Below are 11,871 nucleotides of genomic sequence, written 5' to 3'. Positions count from 1 at the left end.
GCCGAGGTCGCGGTTGGCCCTTTCTCCCCGTCACTATACGGGGAGAAATGCCCGGCAGGGCAATGAGGGGCGGCGCAGACCTCATGTGATTTGACGCTGCCGCGCCGTGACCTACCCTCTAGTGCCGGAACCGAGGAGACGGGCGATGCTGTCACCTTTCAACCGGAGCGTTGCGCTGGCAGCGGCGGTGATGCTTGCCGGCGCCACCGCGGCCTATGCCCATCATGGCTGGTCGTGGACGCAGGATGGGTTCTTCGAACTCAAGGGCAGGATCACGGCCATCTATATCGGCAATCCGCACGCCACTCTGGACGTCGACGCCGAGGGAGAAGTCTGGCGGGTGGAGATGGCGCCGCCGTCCCGCACCATCGCCGCCGGCTTCACGGAAGGTGTTGCCAAGGTCGGGGACGAGGTGACGGCGATCGGCCATCGCTCGCGCGACGAGAGCGAAAAGCGCATGAAGGCAGTCCGCATCATTATCGGCGGCAAGACCTATGACGTCTATCCCGACCGCGTGCCGCCGGCCTGAATGGACGGGTTCTTCGCCGGCATCGAGCAACTCGCGCTTGTGCGGGGACTGAAGGCTTCTTTCGTCGCCTACCCCATCGTCAATGCGCTGCACATCATGTCGATCGGCGCACTGGTGACCAGCGTCTGGCTGATGGACCTCAGGATCCTGGGCGCCTTCCGCTCGCTGCCGAAAGCGGCGTTCGTCGCGCTGCTGCGCCGTACGGCATTGGCCGCCTTCGGCGGCGCGCTTGTCACGGGCTCGCTGCTTTTTTCGGTGAGGGCGAGTGAGTATGCGGCGATGCCGATCTTTCTCGCCAAGATGACCCTCATCCTCCTCGCCGGCGCCAATTTCCTCGTCTTCATGCGCCGCGCAAAAAGCGGTGACGAGGCGGCTGGTGGGGTCACGACCGTGCTGGGTGTGCTTTCGCTGATGCTGTGGACGTCCGTGCTGTTTGCGGGGCGGTTTATTGGGTTTCTGAACTGAGGCGAGCGTCGGCACTGGCGTTCCCGGGACGGACAGATAAGCTCCCGGCAAAATCCAGGGAGGCTTGCCATGAAGAAAGAAGTCATCGAGGTGCCGGTGATGTCGGCCTAGGTGCGGGCGCTCGGCCTGCCGTGCTCGACGGCGGTGAGGGCGAGATGGTGCGCGGCGACATCGAAACGCAGACCGAAGCGTCGCTGAAGGCGCTGAAACATTGCCTGGAAGCGGCGGGCACCTCGCTCGACACAATGTGGTGATGGCGCATCTACGCCGTCAATTCCGCCTTCTACAACGCCATCAACCGGGTCTACGCGAAGTATTTCAGCGTCAATCCGCCGGCGCGCAGCTTTGTGCCGGTGGCGTCATGGCCGATGGAGTTTGATATCGAGATCGAGTGTGTGGCTGTGGGGTGAAGGTGACGTTGTGAAGACCAGTTTCCTAGCGTTACGCTGGCACTCTGGTTGGTCCGCCGCCGGAGCTTGGCCAAGACTCGATCGAGCTGTTCAAGCCCTGCCTGAATGCTCAAATCAGTGCTACCAATGCCGTCGGCCTTGCGGTAACGAGCTAATTCTTGGCTAAGACACGGGAAAGATGAGAGAAGCGATGGCTGAAGCAGATCTTGAATTTGTCGATGAGGACGATGCGGTCCTAGATCCAAAAGATACAGCTTCTTTTTCAGAAGCCGTTCTATATTCGTCCGATTGGACGGTTCAAACTGTCATATCCCAATTGACGAATAAAAACATCGACATGAGCCCTCGGTTCCAAAGGAGAGATGCTTGGTCGATTGGGGGGAAAGGAAGATTTATTGAAAGTGTTATCTTAGGATTTCCTATCCCGCAGATAGTTCTCGCCGAAAAGAAAAATCAAAGAGGCCAATTTATCGTATTGGATGGAAAGCAAAGGTTGCTATCTCTGTTGCAATTTACGGGAAACGCTGAAGGCGCAAAGAATGCTTTTCGCCTTTCTGGGTTGGAAGTTCGAACGGATCTTCTTCGAAAGAATTTCTCTCAGTTGGAGAAGGATCCCGCAAGAAGGGATGATCTAAACGCCTTTTTCAATAATACAATTCGAACCGTAGTAATTCGAAATTGGCCAAATACAAATTTTCTTCATACTGTATTCCTTCGATTAAATACGGGAAGTGTTAAACTTTCTCCTCAAGAATTGCGCCAAGCTATGGTACCCGGGCCATTTTCGGACTTTATTGATGATACCGCGATTGCGTCGGTTCACGTCCAGAGACTAATGAGTAGAACGACGCCGGATCCTCGTATGCGTGACGTAGAGCTTATTGTTCGGTACTTGGCTTATCGGCGGTTCCTTCCTAGGTACTCAGGGAGAATGAAAGAATTTCTTGACAACACTTGTATGGTGCTTAACGAAACGTGGGAAAAAGTCCAGGTTTCTGTTGGTCTCGATATTGAGCAATTTAACGCAGCTGTTGATGTTCTTATGGATATATTTGGCGATGACATGTTGGCCCGAAAGCCTGGTTCGCGATCCTTCAACAGAGCAATTTTCGATGTCCTTGTTTTTTATGCTGCGGATTATGAAATCAGAACGGCAATGGCGGCTAACGCTGAGAAAGTCCGACAGCTATACACCTCATGCCTCGCTGATGCGTCGTTCTCGGAGGCCATCGAAAGTGATACAGCCGGTATGCCGCACACGTTCGACCGCTTGTCAATTTGGGGGGGCGGACTTCGTGCCGCTCTTCAACAAGACATTAATGTGCCCGCTCTCGAAACTAGGAAAGATGGGAGCTCGCGTATAACGTTCGACGGCTTTCACTAGATGGCGTCGACTCGCCTTGAAGATCTTAAGATGCGCGTCAGAGAATTGAAGCGCATGCTTTTGCCATCCAAATTCGACCCGACCGGCTCTTACAAAGATCCGCTGCGCGTAACGACCCGTGCGCTTTCTTTTCGCGTTCTGACACATGCGGAGGTGGAGACGTATTTTGAAGACCGCGTTCTTGAAGTGGCCGCAACAGCTCTTGACGCTTGGGAGACGAACAAATTTGTTTCTATTGTTACATTCCATTTGATCGGTTTCGGCGGAAGATCAACAGATCGTCCACCTGAGACTTTACACGCAACCGAGCAGAATAAATTAAAAGAATGGCCGAGCAGAACTTCGATTGATGATCGATTTTCGAAGTGTGTATCGGAATTTCACAAGAGAATTAAATTCGAAAATCATGGAGTAAAAGAAAGAAACATTATGGAAATGTTCGTTCCGATTGGATTCGATATGGGAAGATGTGACCCAATATTTTTGCAGACAATGAATAATTTTGGAGAAGCTCGGGGAGCAGTGGCACATACGAGTGGGAAGGGTCACGTACAGAAGGCAGTCGACCCGAAGGACGAATATACGACACTGCAGAAGATTATTGCCTCGTTGGAGACAATCGACGTCGAATTCGATCGCCTTTTAAGGGCGTCAAAAGCTCCAAAATAATAGAACCTTTCGCATGACCTGTGAGATTAGATTGGCGTCTTGGCGGCAAACAAGTTGAGCGACCCTTGAACACTCGGGTGCGCCGGCGGGACAGCGCCCCCCTCTGGCCTGCCGGCCATCTCCCCCACAAGGAGGGAGATTGGCTAATCGCCTATGCAAAATACTCCTGCAGCGGCCTGACCTCGAGGCTCCCCGCCTTCAGCGCCGCAATGGCCTCCGCCACCGCAGCCGCGCCCGACAGCGTGGTGTAATACGGCACCTTCTGCATCAGCGTCGCCCGGCGCAGCGATTTCGAATCCGACACGGCCTTCTGGCCGTCCGTGGTGTTGAAGACGATCTGCACCTGGCGGTTGCGGATGGCGTCCTCGATGTGTGGGCGGCCTTCCAGCACCTTGTTTATCTTCTCTGCGGCGACGCCGTTTTCGGCGAGGAAGCGGGCGGTGCCCGAGGTGGCGAGCACCTTGAAACCCTGGCCGGCGAGGCGCTTGACCGCCGGCAATATGCCTTTCTTGTCCTCGTCGCGCACCGAGACGAACAGCGTGCCGGAGCGGGGGAGATCAACACCCGCCCCGAGCTGGCTCTTGGCGAAGGCCAAAGCGAAGTCGCGGTCGAGGCCCATGACCTCGCCGGTCGAGCGCATTTCCGGGCCGAGCAAGATGTCGACGCCGGGGAAGCGGGCGAAGGGAAACACCGCTTCCTTGACCGCGATGTGGCCGGGGTTGCGCGGGTCGGGCATGGCGCCGTAATGGGCGAAGGCGTCTTCCAGGCTCTCGCCGGCCATGATGCGGGCAGCAATCTTGGCAATGGGCCGGCCGATAGTCTTGGCGACGAAAGGCACGGTGCGCGATGCGCGCGGGTTGACCTCCAGCACGTAAACGGTGCCGTCCTTGATCGCATATTGCACGTTCATCAGGCCGCCGACATTGAGCGCGCGGGCAAGGGCGGCCGTCTGGCGCTCGAGCTCGTCGACCAGCTCGGAGGGCAGCGAGTGCACCGGCAGCGAGCAGGCTGAGTCGCCGGAATGGATGCCGGCCTCCTCGATGTGTTCCAATATGCCGGAGACGTAGGTCGACCTGCCGTCGCAGAGACAGTCGACATCGACCTCGATGGCACCTGAGAGATAGGTGTCGAACAGCAGCGGGTTCTTGCCGAGCAGCGTGTTGATCTGGCCGGTCTTGTCGTTCGGGTATTTCTGCTTGATGTCCTCCGGCACCAGGCCGGGCACGGTGTCGAGCAGATAGGATTGCAGCATGCTTTCGTCGTGGATGATCTGCATGGCGCGGCCGCCGAGTACATAGGACGGGCGCACGACCAGCGGGAAGCCGAGCTCGCCGGCGACGAGGCGGGCCTGCTCGACCGAATAGGCGATGCCGTTCTTCGGCTGGCTAAGGCCGAGCTTGTGCAAGAGCTTCTGGAAGCGGTCGCGGTCTTCGGCGAGATCGATCATGTCGGGCGAGGTGCCGAGGATCGGGATGCCGGCCTTCTCCAGCGCATCCGCGAGCTTCAGCGGCGTCTGGCCGCCGAACTGGACGATGACGCCGACCAGTTCGCCCGACGCCTGCTCGGCGCGCAGGATCTCCAGCACGTCCTCCGGCGTCAGCGGCTCGAAATAGAGCCGGTCGGAGGTGTCGTAGTCGGTCGACACGGTCTCGGGGTTGCAGTTGACCATGATCGCCTCGAAGCCGGCGTCGCGCAGCGCAAAAGCGGCATGGCAGCAGCAATAGTCGAACTCGATGCCCTGGCCGATGCGGTTGGGGCCGCCGCCGAGGATGACGACCTTTTTGCGCGACGAGACCTGAGCCTCGTTGGCGAGTGCGCCGGCGAACGGCACTTCATAGGTCGAGTACATGTAGGCGGTGGGCGAGGCGAACTCGGCGGCACACGTGTCGATGCGCTTGTAGACGGGATGAACGTCGAGCTTGTCGCGTATCTTCTGGATTTCTTCGACGTCTTTCCTGACCAGCGATGCGAGGCGGGCGTCGGAAAAACCCATCGCCTTCAGCATGCGCAGATTGGCGGCGTCCTCAGGGATGCCGTGCTCGCGGATGCGATCCTCCATCGCGAGGATGCCGGCGATCTGCTCGAGGAACCACGGGTCGATCTTGCACATGGCATGCACGTCTTCCAGCGAGGTGCCCATGCGGATTGCCTGCGCCACCATGCGCAGCCGGTCGGGCGTTGGCGTGCCCAGAGCGGCGCGGATGGCGTTGCGGTCGTCGACATGGCTGGCGGGCGCGTTCCCGTGGCCGATGCCGGGGATCTCGATCTCGTCCAGACCGGTCAGGCCGGTCTCCAGCCCGCGTAGCGCCTTCTGCAGCGATTCCTGGAACGTGCGGCCGATGGCCATGACCTCGCCGACCGACTTCATCGAGGTGGTCAGCACCGGCTCGGCACCCGGGAATTTCTCGAAGGCAAAGCGCGGGATCTTGGTTACGACATAATCGATGCTCGGCTCGAACGAGGCCGGCGTGGCGCCGCCGGTGATGTCGTTCTCGAGCTCGTCCAGCGTGTAGCCGACGGCGAGCTTGGCGGCGATCTTGGCGATCGGGAACCCGGTCGCCTTGGAGGCGAGTGCGGACGAGCGCGAGACGCGCGGGTTCATCTCGATCACCACGAGTCTTCCATCGGCAGGATTCACGGCAAACTGCACGTTGGAGCCGCCAGTCTCGACGCCGATCTCGCGCAGCACCGCGATCGAGGCGTTGCGCATCATCTGGTATTCCTTGTCGGTCAGCGTCAGCGCCGGGGCGACGGTGATCGAGTCTCCCGTATGCACGCCCATGGGGTCGATGTTCTCGATCGAGCAGATGATGATGCAGTTGTCGGCCTTGTCGCGGACAACCTCCATCTCGTACTCCTTCCAGCCGAGCACGCTCTCCTCGATCAGCACTTCGGTGGTCGGCGAGGCGTCGAGGCCGGACTGGACGATCTCGTAGAATTCGGCGCGGTTGTAGGCGATGCCGCCGCCTGTGCCGCCCATGGTAAAGGAGGGGCGGATGATGGCGGGCAGGCCGACATGGTCGAGCGCTTGTGCTGCGATCGCCATGCCGTGGCTGATGTAGCGCTGCTTGCGGTCGCCTTCGCCGAGGTTCCAGCGCGTTTCCAGCGCGTCGAGCGCGGCGTCGAGATTTTCCGGCTTTTCCGCCTTCAGTGCGGCGCGCTCGGCCTCGTGCGTCTTGCGGTCGGCGTTCTTGACGTCGGTGGCGTTGGCCAACATCGACTTCGGCGTTTCCAGGCCGATCTTGTTCATCGCCTCGCGAAACAGTGCGCGGTCCTCGGCCTTGTCGATTGCGGTGGCGTCGGCGCCGATCATCTCGACATTGTAGCGGTCGAGCACGCCCATGCGGCGCAGCGACAGAGCGGTGTTGAGCGCTGTCTGGCCGCCCATGGTCGGCAGCAGCGCGTCGGGCCGCTCCTTGGCGATGATCTTGGCGACAACTTCCGGCGTGATCGGCTCGATATAGGTGGCGTCGGCCAGCTCCGGGTCGGTCATGATGGTGGCCGGATTGGAATTGACCAGGATGACGCGAAAGCCCTCTTCCTTCAGCGCCTTGCAGGCCTGGGTGCCGGAATAGTCGAACTCGCAGGCCTGGCCGATGACGATGGGGCCGGCCCCGATGATCAGGATCGACTTGATGTCGGTGCGTCTTGGCATGTCGAGGTCCGTTCGGCGGGCGGCTTGCACAAAAAGCCGGACGGGATGACCCGGCCGGTTGTGCTCGCGATTCTGGTATCAGGCTAGGAGGGCCTTATAGGGAAGAGTTTGCCGGATGTAACCCCGAAAATGAGGGAGTAGGGCAGTAGGGCAGTAGGGCAGTAGGGCAGTAGGGCAGTAGGGCAGTAGGGCAGTAGGGCAGTAGGGCAGTAGGGGAGTAGGGCAGTAGGGCAGTAGGGCAGTAGGGGAGTAGGGCAGTAGGGCAGAGGTTCGAGCGCCCTTTTAAAACATACTGCCCTACTGCCCTACTGCCTTATCCCTAACCCAGCCAAAGCATCCGTAATCTCGAAGCGTTCGGAAGCACCGATACGGATGATGTTCAGACTGCCCTCGCGGGTGAAGCGGAATTCGCCGGGTGCGTCCGCACCGGCCGGCTTGCCGGCCTTGAAGCTGATGATGCGCGTGCCGCCGTCGGGCCATGTCACGGTCACGTCGATCTTGTCGCCGGTGCGCACGACGTTTGCCTTGCAGCTGGTCATCGGCTGGCCGAGATAGCGCGCGCAGGGGATGGCGTTACCGGCACCTGGGACCGGTGTCCCCGGCGGCTGCAACCGTGCAACGGTCTGTGCGTCGGGCGGAGGCGCCGCGTTGGCCGCGCCGAAATTCTGGACGGGACCCACTGCTGCGGGCGGCGATCCATCAACCTGTCCAGTCGAGGAATTTCCACCGGCCAGGGCCAGGCGGTAAGCATCCTCGATCGCCGCCCTGCCGATGGCATCAGCGGAGTTCAGCGTCTTTTCGGGACCCGTTGCGCCCAGGCGGGTTGTCAGATCGGGCAGCGGTTGAGGCGCAGGGCTCTCGGCACTGGCCGCTGCCGGCGGTGTCACTTGCCGGGGATTGATGGGGTCGAGGTAGCGCGCCGGAGCCCATCCGCTCAACTTCGGGTCGTCGATGTCTTGGACTTTGCACCACTTGTAGCCGCTGACGTCGCCGCAGCCGAGATTCTTCACGCTCGAACCACTCGGCAGCCGTGCCTCGATCTTGCCCATGGCCGATGCCGTGGCGCGCACGTTGAGGAGGTCATCCGGAGCGAGACCCATCACAATCGAGATGATGGGCTCCGGCTCCTGGCCGTTGGCCGGCAGCTCCGCCAGCATCAGCGGAGCGGCAACCATCGCAAGCAGCGTCGTCGGGAGTGTTACTGTGCGCCTAATCATCTGCCATGGGCGGTGGGTTCAATTGCCGAAGGCGCGGCCAGGCACGAAAGCGCCATCGCACGCCAGCCGGTTTTTATAGGCGACGAGGCGGCGCTGTGTAAGCCCGAAAAGGTGCCGCGTGTTGAATCGCGACCAGGCCACTTCCGTGAACTAACAGCCGGCAAAATATTGCACATTTCATGTAAATATGCACTCTCTCAAGTAAGGTTGAGGAGGGCAATATGGTCGACCTTGAAATATTTGCGCAGGTGGAAAACATAGTTCGCCAGCGTATCAAGAAAACGCGCGCCGAGATTGAGGCTTCACTTGGTCACATCGCCAACGGCAATCCGCTGGCCGCCGAACAGACCCTCTCCAGGCGCCTCGACAGGCTGCAGGTAAAGGCGTCGCTCAGCCGCACCGAAGCGGAGATGATATCGGCAGCGATCGACATGAGGTCTGCCGGGGAAAGAAAGGCCGCCGCCAAGCAGCCAGGGCCGGAGGCAATTCTCGGCCCAACGCTCGATTTCATCGGGGTCGCATTCCTCGAGCGTGGGCGCCGTGCGGCCGATGCGGTCGGCCGCGTTGCCTTTCTCAACGGCAATCCACAAGGATCGGGTTTTCTGGTCGGGCCAAGGCTGTTCCTCACCAACAACCATGTGATTTCGTCGCCGGCGGATTCCCGGCGCTTCCAGGTCCAGTTCGATTATGAGCAGGACGGTGCGAATGCCGTGCGTACGCCGACGACCTTCCTGTTCGATCCTGAATCCTGTTTCGTGACCGATAGCATAGAAGGTCTGGACTATACGCTGATCGGGGTCGGCGAGCGGCGCTCCGGTCCAAAGGAACTGGGGGAGTTCGGTTTTATCTCGCTGTCGGACGCGCGCGACAAGCATATGCTCGGCGAAATCGCCAACATCGTTCAGCATCCCGATGGCCGCTTCAAGGAACTGGTGCTGCGTGAAAACCGGCTGGTGGCTCGCGACGAAACGGTACAAGTGCTGCACTATGTCGCCGATACCGAACAGGGTTCGTCCGGATCCCCGGTCTTCAACAACGAATGGGAGCCTATCGCCCTGCACCATTGGGCCGGTCCGTTCCACGAGGTGACGGGTATAGGCGGCTATGCGCTTGCACGCGAGATCAACGAAGGCATACGGATCAGCGCCATCGTTGACGATCTCGGTGCTAGAAAGTCCAGGCTGCCGGGCTCCTCGGCATCGGCGGTTTCGCAAGCTCTGGCGATTTGGGCCGGCACGCCGCGCATGATGGACGAGACAGTTCGGCTGAACGCCGACATTCGCGAAGATGTGCTGGACAAGCCGGTGCAGCGACCGGAACCGGATGGCAATCCGCCGGCGACGAGACACAACGCCGATGGCTCGGTCACCTGGACTTTTCCCGTCGAGATAAATGTCCGGGCGCCGCTGATCGACCGCGACGGAGGCGATGCGAGACGAAACGACGGCAAAGGCCCGGCAAGCGAACCCGCGAAGGTGGCCATCGCCGAGGCCGCGGGCTGGAAAACAGAGGATTTCGACGATCGCGGAGGGTATGAGCCCGGCTTCATACCGGGTTTTGTCCTGCCAATGCCGACGGTTGCCGATTCACCCTTCCGGTTGGCCAAAAACCTTCTTGCCAAACCGGGCGAGGACCCACACGAATTGCGCTATCATCATTTTTCGATCTTGATGAACGCCGATCGCAGGCTTGCCTTCGTCACCGCCTGCAATATCGATGGATCCCGCACCAAGGCGGTCAATCGTGAGGACAAGACGGTCATCAACAACCCGTCGCTTGTCGAATTGGGGGTGGAGTCGATTTCCGGTTCGGAAGCCAGCGATGCTTTCCGGCCCGATCGCCGCATCGATCTTGGCGAGCAGATGACCCAGGAATTTTATTCGAGCCAGAATGTGCCTGGATTTCCCGTCGCAAAATCCAAGGAACGAATAGCTCGAATGTTCCAGAAGGGCCATATTACGCTTCGCGGCGACCCTGCATGGGGGGTGGATCAGGAGGCGGTCGCGGCAGAACGCGACACGTTCTTTTATACCAATGCTGCGCCGCAAGTCGGCTTCTTCAATCAGGGAAGCTCGCTTAACCACCCCGGCTCCAAGGGGAAGCTGAGATGGCGCGCGGTGGAAACCTATGTGCTGCGCAACGCCTATACGACGCGAGGCCGTGTCACGGTGTTTGCCGGGCCAGTGTTCCGCGAGGACGATCCTCCCTACCGCTTCGACAGCCATGTTCCGCTGAAGTTCTGGAAGATCGCTCTGTGGTCCGATCAAGCTGGCCTGCGCGCCATCGCGCTGCTGGCGGACCAGAAGCCGGTTTTGGAAGTGATGCCCGAAGCGTTCGGCGAGCGTGCCGAGGCACTCGACGACCCGCTTGAAATTGCCAGGGTATCGGAGTTTCTTTCGACGGTGGCCGAGATCGAACAGCTGACCGGCCTGAACTTTGGCCAGCAGGTGCGCGAAGCCGACATTCGGGCCGGTTCTGAATCGGTTCCTGCACAGACCTTCAACCCGACGCAACTAGCGCCCAAGACGTCACGGCCAAAGGCTTCATCGCGCAAGACTTCGGCGGCCAAAACTTCGGCTCCCAAGACTTCGGCGGCCAGCGCCCGACGTCCTGCCAAGCGATCGAAGCGATCCGCGTCTGACAACTGAAGATTGGATCAGTCGCGGCTTCTGCCGCTCGAAGGCGGTCATACGTTCAGCCTGGCATGAGCAAGCTCAGCCTGGCGGCATGAACGCGTTCCGCGTTCAGCCGGACATAAAGCCGGTGCGCAGCGCGTGAGCCCATTCGGGCCGTCCCGCCTGCTCGGCCTGACGCGCTGCCGCCTCGTGATCATAATCAACGGCGATGGCTTCGAAACGATCGGGGTGCAAGTCGACGAGGCCGTAACGAGCGTGCGGCGAACCCTGTTCGGAGACATGCGCCGGCGGGGTCGAATCGTCATAGGCCGGGCAGCCGATGCTGCCCGGGTTGAAGATGATCGGACCGCCGGGAATGCGGACCAGCTCGCTGCGATGGCTGTGGCCGCAAAGCATGATGCGGCAGGCGGGATCGATCGCGCCGAGGCGCCGTTCGATGGCGGCCAGCGGCGCGCGCACCAGTCGGCCGTCGACAATCGCGTCAGTCAGGTATTTTTCGTCGTGGTCGGGCCGGGCGTGGAAGGCGATCACGCCGGGCGCCACATCGAGCGTGAGGGGCAGCGCGAACAGCGCCTCGCGTTGGCCTGCCGTCAGCCGTTCCTGCGCGTAGCGGTCGGACGGCCACATGGTCTCGTCGGCGGTGTCGCGGGCAACGCGGCGGTCGTGATTGCCGCGTACCGTCGGCAGGTCGAGCGCCTCGAGCCGCTCCATGGTCTCGCGCGGCCACAGCGGGCCGGAAACGCAATCGCCGAGATTGACGATGAGGTCGGCGCCGCCGCGCTGCCGCAGATCATCGAGCACGGCGTCGAGCGCCAGGACATTGCCGTGGATGTCGGCGAAGACGGCAATGCGCATGGCAGGCTCCGTTAATTGGAGTGGCTGGAGGGCGGGTGAAGCTACTTTGCT

The 11,871-nt window shown here is 60.5% G+C and carries 8 protein-coding genes and 1 pseudogene; 6 read left to right on the top strand and 3 right to left on the bottom strand.

All coding sequences use genetic code 11. The features are described from left to right. Positions 1–145: 145 nt before the first annotated feature. The 5 genes and pseudogenes from AC0L2X_RS26790 (at position 146) to AC0L2X_RS26770 (ending at position 3,457) form a co-directional block, all read left to right on the top strand. Positions 146–529 (top strand): DUF6152 family protein, encoded by a 384-nt coding sequence (locus AC0L2X_RS26790; protein ID WP_473559387.1) that lies wholly within the window; start codon positions 146–148, stop codon positions 527–529. Continuing rightward, positions 530–994: a DUF6644 family protein gene (locus tag AC0L2X_RS26785; RefSeq protein ID WP_473559389.1), complete on the top strand. Its 465-nt coding sequence runs from the start codon at positions 530–532 to the stop codon at positions 992–994. A 111-nt stretch (positions 995–1,105) separates the two neighbouring features. After that, positions 1,106–1,404: pseudogene (locus AC0L2X_RS26780) on the top strand (RidA family protein). 190 nt (positions 1,405–1,594) lie between these two features. Beyond that, positions 1,595–2,788, top strand: a complete 1,194-nt coding sequence (locus AC0L2X_RS26775) for a GmrSD restriction endonuclease domain-containing protein (RefSeq protein WP_473559391.1) — start codon at positions 1,595–1,597, stop codon at positions 2,786–2,788. Between the two features lie 30 nt (positions 2,789–2,818). Further along, a complete protein-coding gene (locus AC0L2X_RS26770; RefSeq protein ID WP_473559393.1) occupies positions 2,819–3,457 on the top strand; it encodes a HEPN domain-containing protein in 639 nt (212 codons plus the stop codon). Positions 3,458–3,608: 151 nt separating this feature from the next. Here AC0L2X_RS26770 and carB read toward each other — a convergent pair whose 3' ends face one another. Continuing rightward, positions 3,609–7,112 carry a carbamoyl-phosphate synthase large subunit gene (gene carB, locus AC0L2X_RS26765; protein WP_473559394.1) on the bottom strand — a complete coding sequence of 1,168 codons (3,504 nt, stop codon included), beginning with the start codon at positions 7,110–7,112 and terminating at the stop codon, positions 3,609–3,611. Between the two features lie 305 nt (positions 7,113–7,417). Beyond that, the gene (locus AC0L2X_RS26760; protein WP_473559396.1) at positions 7,418–8,269 is read right to left on the bottom strand and encodes an SH3 domain-containing protein; all 852 of its coding nucleotides are present in this window, start codon (positions 8,267–8,269) and stop codon (positions 7,418–7,420) included. Between the two features lie 281 nt (positions 8,270–8,550). Here AC0L2X_RS26760 and AC0L2X_RS26755 point away from each other — a divergent pair, with 281 nt between their 5' ends. Then, the gene (locus AC0L2X_RS26755) at positions 8,551–10,977 is read left to right on the top strand and encodes a DNA/RNA non-specific endonuclease (protein ID WP_473559398.1); all 2,427 of its coding nucleotides are present in this window, start codon (positions 8,551–8,553) and stop codon (positions 10,975–10,977) included. A gap of 96 nt (positions 10,978–11,073) precedes the next feature. On the opposite strand, the gene AC0L2X_RS26750 is transcribed toward AC0L2X_RS26755, so the two are convergent. Then, positions 11,074–11,820 carry a metallophosphoesterase family protein gene (locus AC0L2X_RS26750; RefSeq protein ID WP_473559400.1) on the bottom strand — a complete coding sequence of 249 codons (747 nt, stop codon included), beginning with the start codon at positions 11,818–11,820 and terminating at the stop codon, positions 11,074–11,076. Between the last annotated feature and the right edge of the window lie 51 nt (positions 11,821–11,871).

This window comes from Mesorhizobium sp. WSM4828 (assembly GCF_055811175.1).
The sequence above is the reverse complement of the archived record's forward strand: the minus strand, read 5'-3'. Positions and strand labels throughout refer to the sequence as shown.